The sequence below is a fragment of the Hungatella sp. genome (assembly GCF_046966825.1).
Map to the genome: position 1 here is coordinate 47,021 of NZ_JBKVCZ010000008.1, position 18,497 is coordinate 65,517.

Here is an 18,497-nt window from a genome sequence, read left to right on the forward strand (position 1 = left end):
CGAAGTTTTTCCCTGCAAAAGAGGGAAGCTGTGAGAATGCAGACACATGATCCGCATTCTCACAGCTTCTCCTTTTTCTGAAAACAGGCAGAACGGCTTCTGGCCTTATGCCTTTCCCTCCTGATTTTTCACGCCCAAAAGGCCTATTGCAAATACCACGGCAAGACAGATTCCAAATACCAGATAGATCCTGCTGAGTGACTGTTCCATAGGGGCGCCGCTGTTTAAGAATGCTCCGGCAACCGCACCGCAGATTGTTCCGCCGGCGGATCCTGCAAATGCGATCATTCCCTGGGCCGCGCCATAGTTTTCCTTCGGCATCGTCGTCTGGAGGAACGGCGTGTTGATTACCTGGTCGCAGGCGTAGGCCACACCGCCAAGCAGTGTCATTCCATAGATTACCAGTACGGAGGAATCCGGTTTTAAGAAAAATGCCCATACTAACAGCGGAATGGCTCCGCCCAGTCCCATAATCATGTAGGCGGTCCGGTAGTTCTTCCTGCTTTTTGCGATAAACATACCCACGAAGGAGGCGAGCACCGCGCTGCAGATTGTCTGCGGCATGCTCAGAGTGGAGCTGACGGTGGCGGACACATTCATGACATTCTGGGCGAACAGCACAATGTAGGCGCTGGCTGTCACCACATACATGGTAAAGAGCAGGTGGCAGATCCATGCGATCCGAAATTCCTTAAACCGGAACAGTTTTACGGAAATCACCGGATTCTCCGCCCGGTACTCATAAATAACCAGCGCGGCCAGCCCCAGAATTCCTACTGCCAGCAGAGCCATGCCCAGAGGAGATTTTCTTGGAAACATGACATTTCCAAAATTCAGGTAGGCGACCAGAGAGCAGATACTTACAATCAGTAAAATCAGTCCGGCAAAGTCCACCTTGCTTCCCGTATGTACCGCCATCTTTTTGTTGGGATAACACGTTACATAAATGGCGATTACCACGATTCCCAGCGGAATTCCCACAAAGTAGGCCGCCCGCGCCATTCCCATATCGGCCAGGATTCCAGCCAGCAGAGGTCCGGCCAGCATGCCGACAGCCGATGCCGTAGCCAGATATCCATAGTATTTTGGCCGCTCCTTCATGTCGGTCACGTCCGCAATGATGGAGAACGCGGAGGAGATGAAGAAACCGCCGCAGATACCGCTTAACCCCCAGCATACCAGGAGAACCCATCCGTTCCGCGCCAGACCGCCTCCGGCCACACAGACCAGATACGCGGCCAGAGAAATGACGGTCAGCCATTTACGTCCCAGCGTATCGCTGAATTTTCCCGCCACCGGGGACGCAATCATGAGACCCACGGAGCTGAATACCGTGACTACCGCGTAGATGCTCATAGCGTTAATTTCCGTCAGGAGTCTCGGCAGCGCCACACCGCACCCCAGATTGATCACCATGTAGTTAAAATACATGATAATACAGGCAGCGATTACCAGCCCCTTTTTTCTATTATCCAGCTCTATATTCACATTGCCAGCCATAAGTTTTCCTTCCCCCTTCTCCGGATTTTATGCTTTCCCTGACATGCTGTCGGCGTAATCAGCTCCCGGCAGCGTGTAGCCGCCATTGACTAACAGGCACTGTCCCGTTATAAAGGAGGCTTCGTCGCTGGCAAGGAACAGAGCGGCATTGGCCATATCCTCCGGCTCCGCGACGCGTCCCATCGGAACGGCTCTGGCATACTGCTCCACAAATTCCGGAGGCAGCACCTTGACAGCGTCTGTCTTCGTAAATGGAGGCATGACAGCATTACAGCGCACGTTCTGGCGGCCGTACTGAATCGCGATGTGCTCGGTAAGAGCGTTTACCGCTGTCTTGGCGATTCCGTACCAGCTTCTGGTCAGCTGGGGCACTACCGCGGTCTCAGAGGATATATTGACAATGCTTCCGCCGCCTCCCGCGATCATGTGCGGAATCGCATACTGAGCACACAGGGCTGTGACAATGGTATTAAACTCAAATGCCTTTAAAATGGCTTCCATATCACTCCCGACAATATCTTTGTTTCCCGGCTTCACGCCGCCGCCTAAATTATTGACCAGAATATCGATGCGCCCCTCCGCCTCATATACCTGATTTACCATGGGTTCGATCGTCTCCAGAATATCTCCGTCGAAATAGACTGCCTTGACCCGTCGTCCCAGCGCATTGTGGGCATCCGCGATCTCCTGGCCCGCGTCCATACGGCGCACCGCCATGTAAACAATGGCTCCCTCTTCGGCAAAGCGGTCGGCAATGGCACGGCCAATTCCTCTCGTACAAGCGGTAACAATAGCAACTTTATCTTTAATTCTGTCCATATTATTTTTCCTCATTTCTCTAATTAATGTTGAAAAGCTCTATTTTTCTACAGGCCAAGCGCCGTATAATATCCGGCCGACGAAGAAGCTGCAAAGCTGTCCGGCTTATCGCTGTCGCCGATGTTATAGAATTCCGGCACCAGGCTCTTTAAGCGCTCGCAAAGCTCATTATTGGGCTTATCGCCAATGCTGATCAGCACATCGTCGCACACGATCTCCGTTTTCTTTCCGTCCTTCTCTTCGATTACGACTCCGTTATCGGTAATCTCACGGCAGGCGCACTCCATATAGGTTTTCAGTTCGTGTCCCTTCAAATGGCCCATCAGTATGGACCGTGTGGTCGCGGCCATCTTGCCCGCAAGCGTATCGAGCATCTCCACGATCGTCACCGTCTTCCCCTGCTGAAGCAGAAGCTCGGCTGTCTCGCATCCCACGACTCCGCCGCCGATGATTACGATATGGCTGCCAACCGTTTTACCCAGAAGAACCTCTTTCGCACTAGAAACTATGGGTTTCTCAAATCCCGGGATCGGAAGCACCGCCGGACGGACGCCACAGGCCCAGATCACCGCATCCGGCTTCCGGGATGCCACATACGCTTCGTCCGCCGTTGTATTCAGCAGGACTTCCACGCCGTTAAGCTCCAGCTGCTTCTCATAATAGGGATACAGCTGTTTTAAGTTATCCTTATACGGCGGTGCCACCGCGTAATCCAGCTGGCCGCCGAGATGGTCCTTCTGCTCCACCAGCGTTACTTTGTGGCCTCTCCTCGCAGCTGTTCTCGCAGCTTCCATTCCCGCGATTCCTCCGCCGACCACGAGCACCTTCTTTATCACTGCCGCCGGTTCCATCGTATAGTCGTTTTCCCCGTTTCCAAGCACCGCGTTGCAGGAGCAGCGGATATGGCGGTTATAGGAAAGCTGGTCATCGGCGCACAGATTGCATCCGATACAGGGGCGCACCTCCTCGCAGCGGTCCTGCTCCATGTATTCCACAAGGTGCGGCTCTGCTAAAAGACCGTGGCCCATAAATATAAAGTCACATTTTCCTTCCGCCAGGGCCTCCTCGGCCAGTGCCGGCAGATACGTGCGGCCTCCTCCGATAAACACAGGATTTTTCTTTTCTCCCGGCATGGAGAGAACCGCCTTTCTCACAACTGCGGAAAGACCCAGCATACGTCCCGGCTTGTCCGCCGTGCTGGGGATATCGTCAATATCAGGCACCGGCTTCCAGGAGCCGCCCATGACCTCGATGCCGTCGGCTCCCTCAGTCAGGAACTTATTGGCGTAGAACATCCCCTCTTCCATGGTGATTCCACCCTGTTCTCCGGCCTCCATCACCGCCTGCTTTACAACGAGGCCAAAATCCGTACCGCAGGCTTCCCTGATTTTCCCGATGATATTCGTATAGAATCGGCTTCTGTTCTCCGGGTTTCCGCCGTACTCGTCGGTTCTTATATTGGCGGTAGATGACAGAAACTGCTGGCCCATGTAATATCCGCAGGCGTGAAGTTCCACTCCGTCGAAGCCCGCCTTCTGCGCCCTGACAGCCGCGGCCGCGTATTTGTCCTCAATCGTGCGGATCTCTTCGATGGTAAGTGCCCGCGGCTCCTCATTGCCGAATCCCATCATATAGGAAAATGGCATTGCCACGGCGGAAGGGCCTACCGGCTGCGCCCCGATATTTTTCCTGCGTGCGCCGCGTCCCGTGTGGCTGATCTGCAGAAAACATTTTGCCCCCTGTGCGTGGATGGCCGCTGCAAGCTTTGCAAGTCCAGGTATGTATTTGTCGTCATCCGCCACCAGCATGTTCACGGTGTTTAACCCCAGAGGCGTGTCTACACAGGTTACCTCGATGATGATTAATCCGACTCCGCCCTTCGCCCGCTCCACGTAGTGATTGATGATGGCGTCATTGACAAAGCCATGATCCGACATGTTGGTCCCCATCGCGGACATGACGGTGCGGTTGCGCACCTCTACAGAACCGATCTTACCAGGTGCAAAAATGTGTGGATAGTGATTCATATAAAACCCTCCTTAAGTGTATTATGTCATACCCCTCTCTTCACAAAGAGAGGTAATCCTGTTATAATAAAATACTGAACATGAAATTATACAGAAAGCGGGTAATCACATGAGCCTTCGCCAGAAAGAAAAATCTGAAATGACCCATCAGGAGATAAAAGCCGCCGCTCTCCGGCTTTTCCTGGAAAATGGATATAAGAATACAAGCGTTCAGGACATCGTTACGGAATCCGGTTATTCCATCGGCTCCTTCTATAACCACTACAAAACAAAGCGCGATGTTCTGGCTGATATCTGGAATGAACACGCCATCGCATTTATCTCTCATTCTATTGATGAGATGAAAGCCATACGCACACCGGAGGAGCTGGCCGACTATCTGATCGATAACTCCAACGCCTTCGACCGGGACGAAAAAACCGTCAGCCTGGCGAAAGCCGCGCAGGAAGACCTGGTCACCGTCGGCAAAAACTATGAGGGGGTCCGTGATATCTCCCAGCTTTACTTAAAAGAGATTGCCTCCGTTCTTCGTATCTTCTGCCCTCATACAGAAGAGGTCATCCTCCTGTCCCACGCCAGCGTCCTGGATTCGATCCAGTACTCCCACTCTGAGGTTACGAGAAAGAAAGTAGGATATTTCTTTGACGATGACACGGTGAAACACGATATTCTGCTTCTTATGAATGCCTGGATTCAGGAAGACATACAGGGCATGAAAGAAGGCTGATGAAAGGCGGCAGAGAAGAGTTCCCCTGGAGGAGCTCTTTATTTTCGTCTTAAAACTGAACATATTCTTTTTATGAATATGTTCAGTTTTAGAATACATTCACTTTTAGAGAATGTCAATAATTTATCAATATTTTCTTCGGAAATCATGCATATTTCCCCTTATGCACAATTCTGCGGCTGATTTTTTGTGCATTTTGCGATAGATATCGTTTATGCCGGATACAATCTAAGCCAGATATGACTTGCGCCGGATTCAGTCTGCAACGGATTCAGTCTGCACAGAGAAACCTTTACCAGCAAAGATTCTCCACAAAAACAGAAAACCGGCTCTATCAGGATCTCAATCAATCCCGATAAAACCGGTTTTCCGTAATTTCTATTTACCATATGATGCAAGTTTTGCCGCACTCCACCATCACTCTTTAACCACACGAAACGCCTCGTCCAATGCCTCGGCTCCATGAAACCCGACAAATTCCTCCGGCACGGGCATTTTCGTCATATGCCCCACAAGTTCCACCCATTTTTCCATCTGGAACACGTAGCTGCTGTCCTTCCAGATCGCCTCCGCCTCCTCTTTGGAGATATCCATATATTTCAGCAGATCCTCCGGGAAGTTCTGTTCCTTGCCGTAAATCTGAAATTCCGACTCAAGAATCCACGGCCCGTTGGCCGCGGCCCTCTCATACGCATGTTTCTGATCCGCGTCAGAGTAGGCCACCATCAGTAGGTCTCCGTCAAACTCATCGTAAAGAATGACCTCCGACTGAAAGATGCGCGCCACCGCCTTCGCCGCCTCCCTGGTACAGTTCTGCTGGAGTGACGGACAATCGATCCCCAGCCACTTGCTTTCCGGCGTTCTGACCGCCAGGGCGTCCCCTGACGCAGGATAGGCGCCATTACGGATCTTCTTCACTTCCCTGAGCTTCTCTGCGATCTCCTCATCACTCATGGCATGCTCCATCAGGACGAGACAGCTGGTCATATAGACATTATCGCCGTAGTATCCGTGAAATATCTTCTCTTCCATGGTTCTGCAGATTCCCACCGATGTATCGGCGGCCCGGAAGGAATCCCGTACTGCTCTTGCCGTCTGCAGGCTCACATCATCTTCACGTTCCGGCGTAATGCTCAGGGAATAATACCGTTTCGGTCCGTAGACATCGAGTCCGATCACGTGCCGGACACCGTCCCCGCCTTTACTCCGTATTTCACGGCTCACGATCGTCCACTCCCCGGATTTTTCCAGATTATAACCGATCACCTCCACCTCCGAAGCGAAGGCCGCGGCGCCCCCGTAAGTCTTGGCGATATATTCCGCCTTTGATTTCGGCAGCATCTCCGTTACGTCATACCCCTCATATGCACTGGACAGCCCGCCTGTCACACTGACCTGTCCCCAGTCCGAACTCAGGGCATCGAAAGAATTATACTGATCCTGACTGATCTCCCAGCCGTCCCCGGGAAGAGTGATCCGGTAGAACATTGACGAAGATACAAAGGTGCCCTCCTCCGTAACTGCATCAAATACCGCGTCATCCGGGATAACCACAAGCAGCTCACTGCCGCTTACTTCTCCGGAAGCAGCCATCCTCTCTCCGGAGCCTGTCATCGGTGCTCCAAAAACTGACGTCTTTATTCCTCCGCTCCCATTAACATCATAAAGCGCCCCCAGAGTCATGACGCCTGCTGCCACCGCCGCCACACAGCATATCGCCGCAGCGGCCTTCCCCGGCATATTCCATCTCACCGTAAGCGGCACAGACTTCTTTTTCAGGCGAAACGCGGGATTGTTGAATCGGCATCGGGCGTCACAGACGCGCATCAGCGCTTCGGCCCCCTCCATTCCTCCCAGCGCGGCAAGAGGCAGCAGCAGGCCGTCCCCCTCTTTTTCCACAAGATACAGCGTCTGCTTTGTGTAAAATACACCGCTGATATTCTCATAAGGATGAATCACAGCCGCGCGTTCCGTGATTTCTATCAGACCTCTCCGTCCTGCTGCCACCATCTGCTCCCCGATCATGCGGTACGGAAATGTTCCCAGCTTCCTTAAGTGTTCCATTTCCCTTCTGCTGACGCGCAAAAGGCCATACTCTGCCTTCACTTCCTCAATTTGCCTGATATACCGGCAGGGTGCAAATCTGCTGTCCGCGCAGATATCGGCCGCCTCCTGAAAGGAGATCCGCATCTTCCCCATTTCCTTAATCCGGCGCTCAAAATCCGCCCGCCATGCGATTGCCTCTTCTTCTCTTCCCAGCAGGCGCTTCGGCACCGCCCAAAAGCGCATCATATCGTAAAATACGAAAAGCGTTTCCAGCTCGTAAAGCCGCTCTATAGCGCCGTACAGAATATATGCTTCACACGCCCCGCTTCTGGCATGGATTATCTCTTCCTTCACGGTCATCTCCACCGGTTCCTTCAGGCAGGAAAAATCATTTCTTCCCGGCCTTGCTTTTCGCATTTTCACATACGTTCCGTGAAACCAATGGATAAACTCTTTGTACTCTTTATCACTCAGCTCATAAGTCAATTTATCGTTCATGTAAAATCCCCCTGGTAAATTAACTTCATTATAAGCAAAAATCGGGGCAAATGCCATACTTTCTTCCGATCATTTTCTTCCCTTCGCAGGTTGACCGATAATTTTCTATGAATAACCCCCTCTCTCCCAGAATATACTGAACCAGAAGACAAGATTGGGGGAGAAACAAATGGAAAAATCAAAGCTGCAGGCCACATTAAAAACCCTGCTCATCTCGTACATACTGACCGGAATTCTCCTGGTTGTTCTGGCCTTTGCCCTCTATAAATTCCGCTTAAAGGAGGGACAGATCCGCATCGGTGTCAACGCGGTCTACATCATCACCTGTTTAGTCGGCGGACTCATCATGGGAAAGAGCATACGGCAGCGCCGCTTTTTCTGGGGGCTGACGCTGGGACTCGTCTATTTCCTGGTGCTTTTAGCCGTCTCCTTCCTGTTAAACAAGGGGCTGAACGGAACGATGAACCAGATTCTCACCACCATGGCCATCTGCGCGGCCAGCGGGACCATCGGCGGGATGATCAGCTGATTATCCCCGTTTTGGAGAGATACGGGGCAGCGCATGAGCGAAACTTTCCTGTGTTACTAAAAAAAGAGTGCCGGAGACATCGGCTTATGGAGCTTAATCTGCTCCACGGGCCGCGTCTCCGGCACTCTCTTTTTTTCTTTGTTATGGCCTGATATAGGCATACCCTTCGGCCTGCCTCGCCGCCAGTTCCACCACGCCGGCCGGAACCACGGTGATAAAATCAAAGATATCATCCTTCGTCATGGCGTTCCCCTTCAGGGCATTGCTGCAGGCGGCGAATACCACGCCTTCTCCTGCCAGGGCCTTCATGGCGTCTTCATGCTCCGGTGACGTCACTGCATACCCGTTCACCGCGGCCGAGTTGGCCAGCACTTCGATGGTGTAGCTCTCCTTCTGCTCATGATAGTAAGCGGTCATGTTCTTGACATTCCCAAGCACCAGGGGCCATCTGTCCATCTCATCGATATGATAAATCACCTTCATACTGCCGCCTCCCTACGCGTCAATGTTCTGCTCCTTCGGAAGATACATGTGCACCCGGTCGATCCGGTTCTTGTCCAGCCTGTCCACAACCAGGCGGATCCCGTCACAGACGACGCTCTCGCCTTCTTCCGGAAGGCGGTCCAGCTGCCCGATAATCAGACCACCGATCGAATCATAGTCCTCGGATTCCAGTTCCAGATCCAGCTGATCGTTTAAATCGTCCAGCTTCATGGAGCCTTCCACCACATATTCTCCAGGGCCGACTTCCACCAGTTCCTGTTCTTCATCCTCGTCGTACTCATCCCGGATCTCACCGACAATCTCTTCCAGTAAGTCCTCCAGCGTGATCATACCGGCCGTAGCGCCATACTCGTCCAGGACGATGATCATGTTGTTGCTGGTCTGGCGCATCTCCACCATCAGCTCCGCCGTGTTCTTATACTCATATGTATAGAGCGGCTCACGGAGCAGGTCGCGGACATGAAATTCTTCATTCCGATCGATGAGGAGTACATCCTTCATGTTGATGATACCGATTACGTTGTCCGTCGTCTCCTCGTATACGGGCATACGCGTATATTTTTCCTCACGGAAAATATCGATCAGCTCATCGTAGGTGGCGCCGACCTCCACCATGGCCATATCAATTCTCGGAACCATGATGTCCTTTGCCACGGAATCGCCGAAATCAAACACATTATTAATAATCTTCTTCTCTTCCGATTCAATCACGCCCTCTTCGTGGCTCACTTCCACGATGGTACGCAGTTCATCCTCGGTAATGGCCTCCTGTTTCCGGTTAGGGTCCACATGGACAAGGCGCAGAAATCCGGAGGACAGCACGTTAACCGCATAAATCACCGGTGTCATGACTGTCATGAACAGATAGATGATCTTCGCATATTTTAATGAAATCTTCTCAGAATACAGGGTAGAAATCGTCTTCGGGGATATCTCACCGAATACCAGAATAACCAGCGTCAGAACGCCGGTTGCAATACCAACCGCCTTATTGCTCCAGATATTCATGGCCAGTGTCGTGGACATGGAGGAAGCCGTCAGGTTCACAACGTTGTTGCCGACAAGAATCGCGCTCAGCATCTTACCCTGGTCCTCGAGAACCTTCGTCAGCGTAACGGCGCTCTTGTCGCCCGCCTCCGCCAGGTTTCTGATCCGAATCTTATTCACCGTGGTAAGCGCAGTCTCCGCGGAAGAGAAAAATGCAGACAATCCAATTAACAGAATCAAAATAAGCAACTGTATATAGTCACTTGAATCCAAAAAAATCAACTCCTATTGTTTTATATTTTACTGTTGATTCTACAATAGAAAAGCGGCCGTGTCAATAAGGCGGCCGCTTTATCCCTTAATTTAGCGTTCTTTCCACGCTCTTATCATCTCCAGAACCAGCATCATTCCCGCTCCAAAGAAGATAAACATATCACCTAAGTTGAATACAACCCGTTTTAATCTGCCACACTGAATACTGAAATAATCCACCACATAGTCTCTCACCAGGCGGTCGTACAAGTTGCTGACAGCGCCGCCAAGCGTCACTGATAAGGCAATCTTATCCGCGAGGTTTCCCTTCTTAGGCAGCATCCACGCGAGGCCGCCGCCGATGAACGAAGCCACGGCGAGAGGAACCATCTTCACATATTCCGGTCTCTCTTTTAAAAATCCAAAGGAAAACCCGGGATTGTGGTTCTTGTGCAGCATAATTTTGCCTCCCGTTCCGTTCAGTTCCTTTGGAAAGGAGGATTCCTCCTGCTCTTCAATCGCCTTCTTTATACAGAGATCCACTGCTGCCAGCAGCACGATGATACCAATAAATACCATGACGCACACTCCTTCCGTCTTTATTATCTCCATTTTACTATGTTTTTTATCCATAGTCCAGTAATTCCCGCCCCCGAACCTGCATACATTACTAAAAAGAATGTGGGAGTTTTTTTCATGCCAGTCTGTGATTTTAATCCCGCCTCGGAAGAGTACGGGGACTTTATCATACACCACAACAACAGTTCTCCGGAAGACATCATCCTGCAGCAGCAGGCGGGCTGTATCGATTATGTCGATCAGGAATTTGCCATTGTATATAGTCTGCTGGAACCGCTCCTTCCTATCACCACAAAAAAATATACTTATACCGCCATTCCCACGCTCTATACCCTGCTCGATACCACCAGCATGGAAGCCTCCGGCATTATCCAGACCTTTGAGCAGCCAACGCTGAATCTGCGTGGGGAAGGCACCATGATCGGCTTCATCGACACAGGAATCGACTACCGCAATCCGCTGTTCCGGCTCCCGGATGGCAGCTCCCGGATTCTCGGTATCTGGGACCAGACGCTTCCCGCGCCCATAGGCACCATGGACGCTCCCTTTGGGATTCCCGCTGCCGTACCGGCCATGAGCTTCTCCTATGGGCAGGAATTTTTAAAACCTCAGATCGATGAGGCGCTGCTCTCTCCTGACCCGCTCTCCATCGTTCCTTCCACCGATACTTCCGGACACGGCACCTTTATGGCGGGTATCGCGGCAGGTGGAGCGACTGCAAACGAGGACTTCACAGGCGCCGCCCCCAAATGCTCCATCGGAGTCGTGAAGCTGAAACCGGCCAAACAATATCTCCGGGATTTTTACTTACTCCCTGAGGACGCCATTGCCTATCAGGAAAATGATATCATGATGGGAATCAAATACCTGGAACTGCTGGCGCTTCGGCAGGGCCTTCCTCTCGTCATCTACATCGGACTTGGCACGAATTACGGAAGCCACGACGGCACTTCGCCTCTTGGCCTGGTCTTAGGCAACATCGGGCGTCTTGTAGGAGTCTCCGCCGTCCTCCCGGCCGGCAATGAAGCAGGGCTGCGCCATCATTACATGGGACGTCTGCTGAGCGGCCAGGAATACGACGACGTGGAAATACGGGTAGCCAGCGGGGAACGCGGCTTCTTCCTTGAGCTGTGGGCAACGGAACCGGAACTCTATACCGTAGGATTCGTCTCCCCCACAGGTGAGGCAATCCCGCGGCTTCCCATCGGCCTGGGGGCGGAAATCACGGTTCCATTTACCCTGGAGCAAACGGTTATTACCATCAACTACCGTACCTCGGAGATCGGTTCCGGCAGCCAGTTTGTCCTGATGCGCTTCGATGCTCCGACCGCAGGAATCTGGCACGTCCGTGTCTACAATTCCTTATTTATCACCGGAATCTTCCATATGTGGCTCCCCATCCAGGGTTTCATCGACGAGGATACCTTTTTTTTGCGTTCCGACCCTGACACCACGATCACGGAACCGGCCAATGCTGCGGTTCCCATCACGGTCAGTACCTATAACCACATAAATAACAGCATCTACATCCACTCCAGCAGGGGATATTCCCGGGGCGGTTTAATTAAGCCGGACCTGGCCGCCCCCGGTGTCAACGTCTACGGTCCCGGACTGTCGCCGGGAGGAGCCGGTGAAACCTTCCCCATGACGCGGCGCACCGGCTCCTCCGTGGCTGCGGCCCATGTGGCCGGGGCGGTGGCCGACCTCTTCACCTGGGGCATCGTCCGGGGCAACAATCCCGCCATGAGCGATGCCAGTGTACGCGCCTATCTAATCCGTGGGGCAAACAGAAATCCAGCCTACACCTATCCCAACCGAGAGTGGGGATACGGTACGCTGGATCTCTATCAGACCTTTTTACGTATCAGAGAGTAAATTAATGATAGCCTCTCATTCGGATGAGAGGACCTCCGTTTTTATCGAGGTATGCTCTCGTAATGACGACGGAACCGATCTCGGGGTCCTTCGGGATTTCATACATGATATCCAGCATGAAATCCTCGATAATGGAACGAAGGGCCCTGGCTCCGGTTTCTTTTTTCATGGCCTGCTCTGCGATCCATTCCAGTGCGTCATCTTCAAATACAAGCTTTACTTCATCCAGTTCCAGCAGCTTCTCATACTGCTTTAATATCGCATTTCTCGGTTCCTTTAAGATTCTCACCAGCAGCTCCTTTGTCAGTGACTGCAGGGTAACCGTAATCGGCAAACGGCCCAGGAACTCCGGAATCATGCCGAATTTTCTCAAATCCTCGTTCATCACACGGCCTAAAATATTAGGATCCTTATCAAACTTATCCTTAAGCTCTGCTGCGAATCCGATAGAAGACTTATTCGTCAAACGCTCCTTAATAATGTCCTCCAGATCCGGAAACGCTCCGCCGCAGATAAATAAGATATTATCCGTACTGACGGTGGTCATGGGTGTGAGAGCGTTCTTCTGGTTGGAGCCGACCGGCACTTCCACATTACTGCCCTCGAGAAGCTTTAAGAGCTCCTGCTGAACCGATTCGCCGCTCACGTCCCGGCTGTTGGTATTTTTCTTTTTCGCGATCTTATCAATCTCATCGATAAAGATGATACCGCGCTGCGCCCGGTCCACATCGTTATCGGCCGCGGCCAGAAGCTTGGAGACCACGCTCTCAATATCGTCGCCTATGTAGCCGGCCTCCGTTAATGAGGTGGCGTCCGCGATCGCCAGCGGCACGTCCAGAAGCTTCGCCAGAGTCTTTACAAGATACGTCTTTCCGCTTCCTGTCGGCCCGATCATCAAAATATTGGATTTTTCAATCTGTACGTTTCCTTCCTCATCTCTCTTGTCGGAATCCACCAGGAAAACACGCTTATAATGGTTGTAAACCGCAACAGAAATTACCTTCTTGGCCTGCTCCTGTCCGATCACGTACTCATCCAGTCTCTGTTTGATCACATGGGGCGCCGGTATATCCTTTAAATCAAACTCCGGCTTCTTCGCCTCGGGAGTCCGTTTTTTGATCTTCTGCTTCTTCGGAATTTCCACATCCTGATTAGTCAGATTGCCAAACTCACTTAAGTTTAAGTTCATGTAAGGCATATTCTGAATCTTCGACAGGTCAAATCCCCCCTGTGTCACCGAGTCAAATGCCTTCTGCATACAGTCATGGCAGAGATTCATCCCGCCCATGGTAACCATGGGACCGGTCTTACTCTCCGGTCTGCGGCAGACGTAACAGATCTTCTCATACTCGTCATCGTCCTTCACAGGCGTCTTTCCCGCCTCTTCCGAAACAGCCTTGCCGCCCTCGTCTCTGTCCTTTGTCTCTTCCAGATATTCTTTATCTTCCAAAATTTAATCTCCTTTTATATGTTAAGTTATATGTGATTGTTATATGTTGTCGGTATGCGTTGTTGTTATATGTTATCGCTATGCGTTGTTGCTATATGTTATCGCTATGCGTTGTCGTTATGTGTTAGCGCTATGAGTTAGCGTTATGCTTCATCGCTATGTGTTATCATTATTCGTTATCGTTCTGTCCGCCGTATTTCACTGCCGGCACACCTGTTCATTATAAATCATTTACTTTCATCCTACAAGAGCACTGCCGCATTTTAGACTTTTTTAACAACTTCCTTCCATTCTTTACCGTAAAATGGTAAAATGCTTGGACAAAAAGTTTGACAAACCGGACGCGCGCGCCGGAGCACGGTCGCTTCAGCGGCCATATCTCCTTAGCGCGCAGTGTGCAGCCCCCGGAAGGGGTTTATTTCATAAGACGAATTTTCCCTTCCAATCAAAAAAACGCGCGGAGAAGACTCTTTCAGCCTTCTCCGCGCGCCTGCGCGCTGTTACTTCCCTGAATCGGCCGGTCTCTTCCCTATCAGTTCACGGAATTCTCTACCGGTTTCTTATCCAGTGTAATATCTACATTTCTCTCCACATACTGACCATTTTCCAGAGACTGTACCGTTACGGTAACGGTTGTTCCACCCTCATAGTATTTCAGCATGTTGGTTAAATCATCGTATGTCTTGATGCTCTGTCCGTCAAATTTAGTAATGATATCTTTTTCGCGGAGGTCAGACTTGGAAGCTGCGCCGCCTTCCACGATCTTATAGATGAAAACGCCCTGTGGCATGCCAAGCTGCTGGCTGGTTGCCGCATCAATGTTCTTGATCTGAACGCCTAAATACCCCTGCTCTGTATCTGCCACCTGAGTCCTGGTCTTCTTTGTCATCAGAGTATCAATAATATTCTGAGCCTTGGAGATCGGAATTGCATATCCCATGCCTTCTACTTCTGTTGAAGAATACTTGGCTGAGTTGATGCCAATGACTTCGCCCTGCATATTTAAAAGTGCGCCGCCGCTGTTGCCTGGATTGATGGCTGCATCTGTCTGAAGAAGATCCCTGCTCACGCCGTCTTCTGTCTGTACAGTACGGTCGAGTGCGCTGATATATCCGACTGTTACGGACTGACCGTAACCGAGTGCATTACCGATTGCCACAACGCCCTGGCCTACCTTGATATTATCGGAATTGCCGAGGCTGGCAATGGCGATCTGGCTCAGTGTATCGGACGGAATATCCTTAAGTGCCACTGCAATCACTGCTAAATCGCTGTCTGCGTCTGTTCCTTTGATTGCGGCATCCACAGGAGTCTGATCAATGAAGGTTACCTTCAGTTCTTCGGCGCCCTGTACCACATGATTATTTGTAACGATCAGAAGTTCATCATCATTCTTTCCTACAATAATACCGGAACCGCTTCCTACGCCCTCTCTCTGCATCGGGCCGAAGAATGTCTGGCTCTCATAGATTACTTTGCTCGTAATGGCAACTACTGACGGCATTGCCTTATCAACAATCGCAGATACGTCCATATTGGCAGCCATTCCACTTACCTGACCCGATGTGCTGTCCGAAGATGCAGCCGCTGAACCATCTGATGACGGTAGTGTCTCAGCCTGGCTGATCTCCACCTGATTTCTCTGATTGTAGCTGCCAGCCGCCCAATTGATTCCAACCATGGTACTTCCGGCTACCACACCGAATACCAGAGCTGCGCCTACAATCGCTGCCGCTCTCTTTGCAAAACCTGATTTCTTCTTCGGCGGCTTCGGTCCTTCCGGAACGGGTCCCTGCGTCATTCTCTGATACTGGTGCTCCTGATAATGCGGAATTCCCTGCTGCCCGCCATAGGACTGCTGATTCTGTGACGTCTGCTGATAACCATAGGAGGAACGGTATGCGTTTTGGCTTTGACCGTTCTGGCTTCCCTGATATGCGTTCTGCCCGCTCTGGCTGCCCTGATATGCGTTCTGTCCACTCTGGCTGCCCTGATATGCATTCTGGCCGCTCTGGTATGGGTTCTGTCCCATCGGCTGCGCAGGTCTGTATGTCTGCTGATTCTGAGCCTGGTTCACGCCCTGGCTCTGGTTCATGCCCTGATTCTGATTCATCCCCTGACTTTGATTCACGCCCTGGCTCTGATTCATTCCCTGGCTTTGATTCGCGCCCTGGTTCTGATTCATCCCCTGGCTCTGGTTTTCCGTATAGGGCTGCTGTCCATATACGGATCGGCTCTCCTGTCTTGTGTACTCCGGCTGAGTCTCTTTACTCTCATAGCCGTTTTCACGTGCTGCTTCTTCCGGGTCCGGATCTCTCATTGTAAAGTTCGTTGTAATAGGTTCTTCTTTATGTTCTTCAGGAGTCGTACGGCCCAGATCGTTGTTTTCATTTTCGTTATACATAAAAACTATCCCCTTTCCTGTTTCCTTTGTTTTCTTTTGATATTTGAAGTCTATCAATGAAATGTGACTATTTTGTGATAAAATTATATTCAATATGTGAAAATCGCAAAAAAAGACATCTTCCGGGCTTTTAAAGTCCTGAAAGATGTCTTTTTGAATGTCTTAAGTATGCTTTATGCCGCGTTTGGCGGTGGTACCGTGATTACATCATCGTTCCCTGAACCGCCCGGCTGTACGGTTCCTCCGCCTCCTGGCCCTGCTGAACCGCCCGGTCCCGGAGATGTTGTCTCCGGTGCGCTGGTGGACTCATGAGGCGCCGTCGTAGGCTTTACGCCAGGTCCCGTGCTGGAATCCGACGATTCCGTGGTCTCATCTCCCGGTGAGGAAGGTTTAACCGCCGATGTCGTCTCTCCCGGTTTCGTCGGACTGGTTGGCTTCGTGCCATCTGCCGTGGTTTCTCCCGGCTTCGTCGAACTGGTCGGTTTCGTGCCGTCTGCCGTGGTTTCCCCTGGTTTCGTCGGCTTCGTACCATCCGCTGTGGTCTCTCCCGGTTTCGTTGGCTTCGTGCCATCCGCCGTCGTCTCTCCCGGTTTCGTCGGCTTTATAGGATCTCCGTTCTCATCCGTCTCCTCGATCGATGTGCCCTCTGATGTGGACTCCCGCTCGTCAATCTCATCGGATTCCTTCGTCGTTTTCTTTGTCTCATCCGTCTCCTTCGTCTCTTTTGGAACGTATCCCTGATCCGTCGGAACATGATCTACACTGACTCCCTTTTTATACATACCGGAATCAGCCGAGATCTTCGCACTGATCTTCTTCACCAAATCAGTCGTCTGGTATCCCTCTTCTCCATACAGGAATTTGTGGAGTTCCGTTACATTCGACTCCAGCGTCTGAGGAATAACACAGTCTCCCTTCTTACCCATAATCATGGAATCCCGGGCAAATGGGAAGCCGCCGGTTTCACCGATATGGTATTTGCCGATATCGAGAATCAGGCTGGTTAAATCGCTGAATGACAGCGATGTCTCGACCTGTTCCACTTCCATCAGAAGAATCCGGTTCAAAAGGCCGAGATCGGCCTGTTTTGCTTTTTCAAATGCCTTCTGAATAACCAGACGCTGACGCTCTGTTCTGGCATAGTCCGTATCCATCAGACGGAGACGGCCATAAGCAACTGCCTGGATTCCATCCAGATGCTGGACACCCGCCGACTTAAGCTGAGTGGACGGGACGCCGGTCTTTTGTACAGTCTCTGTAATAAAGGAATTGATGTAGCGGAATTCTGCCTTACTGATATCGATTCCATCGATACCGCCCAGCATATTGATGCCATCTGCCACAGATTTCCAGTTAAAGGTCACATAGTCCTCGATATTTAAATCCAGGTTCCGGTTCAGTGCCGCCAGCGCCTGCTCGGCGCCGCCGTTCGCATAGGCGGAATTGATTTTATTATAAGTTCCGCCGCTGCTGGTGTTTAAATACGTATCACGGAAAACGGATACCAGCTTAATCTCTCCCGTATCGCGGTTGATGTTGCAGAGCATGATCACGTCGGTATTCGTTCCCTTATGTACGTTTCCATCTCTGCTGTCCACACCAAACACAGCAATTGTCATATATCCCTGCATATGTTCCGTCTTAGCGACAGGCAGTTCTGTATTCTTTACCTTGCTCTTGTCAAAATCGTTGGAATGAATCAAGGAACTGTTTAATCGCAGCGCATAACCATAAAACCCAATGCAAATCAGTGTCAGCACTTCCGCGACTGCCATAACAATGATTCTTCTGATTTTTTTCTTCTTCGCAGCCTGTGCCGCCGAACGGCTTGCTGCTGCCCGGTTCGCTGCGTCCTGAGGCTTCCTTCCTCCCATTCCGCCTGAACCGCTTCCGCCGTCACCGATCTGAAGCGAGGCTCCCTGAAGCGTCTGACGCCTCGGCTCATAGCCGGAGGTTCCTGAGGATCTCCCGGCGCCGCCCTGAGGCTGTCCATTCCCGGAAGGTCTTCCAGTTGTTCTCGACATTCCGCCCTGAACCGGATTTCCTCCGTCCGGTCTTCCACCTTCCTGTCGGGCCCTGCCATTTCCATTACCCGCCGCTCCGGCCTGTCTCATACCGCCCTGGGTCTGTCCGTTTCCTGCATTCCTCGATCCGTTTCCTAAACTGCCCTGCGGCGCACCGTTTCCTGCATTCCTGGCAGTTCCGCCCTGGGGTACGCTATTTCCGGATTGCCTGACGTTTCCATCCTGCATTCCGCCGTTTCCTGCGGCCCTGGAGTTTCCTCCCTGCATTCCGCCGTT

General features: G+C 51.5%; 13 protein-coding genes. 3 read left to right on the forward strand and 10 right to left on the reverse strand.

Annotated features, from left to right (window positions below; all coding sequences use genetic code 11):
* Positions 1 to 105: 105 nt before the first annotated feature.
* The 3 genes from ACLTD4_RS04310 to ACLTD4_RS04320 are packed head-to-tail and all read right to left on the reverse strand — an operon-like array spanning position 106 to position 4,346.
* The gene (locus tag ACLTD4_RS04310) at positions 106 to 1,500 is read right to left on the reverse strand and encodes an MFS transporter (RefSeq protein ID WP_055654944.1); all 1,395 of its coding nucleotides are present in this window, start codon (positions 1,498 to 1,500) and stop codon (positions 106 to 108) included.
* Positions 1,501 to 1,527: 27 nt separating this feature from the next.
* Positions 1,528 to 2,319, reverse strand: a complete 792-nt coding sequence (locus ACLTD4_RS04315) for an SDR family NAD(P)-dependent oxidoreductase (protein WP_055654942.1) — start codon at positions 2,317 to 2,319, stop codon at positions 1,528 to 1,530.
* A 47-nt stretch (positions 2,320 to 2,366) separates the two neighbouring features.
* Complete coding sequence (locus ACLTD4_RS04320; protein ID WP_412331146.1) at positions 2,367 to 4,346, reverse strand: FAD-dependent oxidoreductase; 1,980 nt, start codon at positions 4,344 to 4,346, stop codon at positions 2,367 to 2,369.
* 109 nt (positions 4,347 to 4,455) lie between these two features.
* On the opposite strand from ACLTD4_RS04320, the gene ACLTD4_RS04325 reads away from it, so the two are divergent.
* Positions 4,456 to 5,073 carry a TetR/AcrR family transcriptional regulator gene (locus ACLTD4_RS04325; RefSeq protein ID WP_320922579.1) on the forward strand — a complete coding sequence of 206 codons (618 nt, stop codon included), beginning with the start codon at positions 4,456 to 4,458 and terminating at the stop codon, positions 5,071 to 5,073.
* Positions 5,074 to 5,490: 417 nt separating this feature from the next.
* Here ACLTD4_RS04325 and ACLTD4_RS04330 read toward each other — a convergent pair whose 3' ends face one another.
* The gene (locus ACLTD4_RS04330; RefSeq protein WP_412331147.1) at positions 5,491 to 7,617 is read right to left on the reverse strand and encodes a YcxB family protein; all 2,127 of its coding nucleotides are present in this window, start codon (positions 7,615 to 7,617) and stop codon (positions 5,491 to 5,493) included.
* A gap of 169 nt (positions 7,618 to 7,786) precedes the next feature.
* On the opposite strand from ACLTD4_RS04330, the gene ACLTD4_RS04335 reads away from it, so the two are divergent.
* A complete protein-coding gene (locus ACLTD4_RS04335; protein WP_002601577.1) occupies positions 7,787 to 8,146 on the forward strand; it encodes a TIGR04086 family membrane protein in 360 nt (119 codons plus the stop codon).
* 141 nt (positions 8,147 to 8,287) lie between these two features.
* Here the strand turns inward: ACLTD4_RS04335 and ACLTD4_RS04340 are convergent, their stop codons facing one another.
* The 3 genes from ACLTD4_RS04340 to ACLTD4_RS04350 form a co-directional block, all read right to left on the reverse strand.
* Positions 8,288 to 8,629, reverse strand: a complete 342-nt coding sequence (locus tag ACLTD4_RS04340; protein WP_055654922.1) for a DsrE family protein — start codon at positions 8,627 to 8,629, stop codon at positions 8,288 to 8,290.
* Between the two features lie 12 nt (positions 8,630 to 8,641).
* Positions 8,642 to 9,910 carry a hemolysin family protein gene (locus ACLTD4_RS04345; RefSeq protein WP_320922573.1) on the reverse strand — a complete coding sequence of 423 codons (1,269 nt, stop codon included), beginning with the start codon at positions 9,908 to 9,910 and terminating at the stop codon, positions 8,642 to 8,644.
* Between the two features lie 90 nt (positions 9,911 to 10,000).
* On the reverse strand, positions 10,001 to 10,468 hold the full coding sequence (locus ACLTD4_RS04350; RefSeq protein ID WP_002601580.1) for a signal peptidase II: 468 nt from the start codon (positions 10,466 to 10,468) through the stop codon (positions 10,001 to 10,003).
* Between the two features lie 117 nt (positions 10,469 to 10,585).
* Between ACLTD4_RS04350 and ACLTD4_RS04355 the strand changes: the two genes are divergently transcribed.
* Positions 10,586 to 12,343, forward strand: coding sequence for a S8 family peptidase (locus tag ACLTD4_RS04355; RefSeq protein ID WP_242356222.1), 1,758 nt, complete (start codon positions 10,586 to 10,588; stop codon positions 12,341 to 12,343).
* 1 nt (position 12,344) lies between these two features.
* Here the strand turns inward: ACLTD4_RS04355 and clpX are convergent, their stop codons facing one another.
* From clpX to ACLTD4_RS04370, 3 genes are all read right to left on the reverse strand, one after another.
* A complete protein-coding gene (gene clpX, locus ACLTD4_RS04360; RefSeq protein WP_412331150.1) occupies positions 12,345 to 13,709 on the reverse strand; it encodes an ATP-dependent Clp protease ATP-binding subunit ClpX in 1,365 nt (454 codons plus the stop codon).
* A gap of 616 nt (positions 13,710 to 14,325) precedes the next feature.
* Positions 14,326 to 16,197, reverse strand: coding sequence for a trypsin-like peptidase domain-containing protein (locus ACLTD4_RS04365; RefSeq protein ID WP_412331148.1), 1,872 nt, complete (start codon positions 16,195 to 16,197; stop codon positions 14,326 to 14,328).
* Between the two features lie 173 nt (positions 16,198 to 16,370).
* A partial coding sequence (locus ACLTD4_RS04370) for an LCP family protein (protein WP_320965793.1) occupies positions 16,371 to 18,497 on the reverse strand: 2,127 nt, incomplete at its 5' end.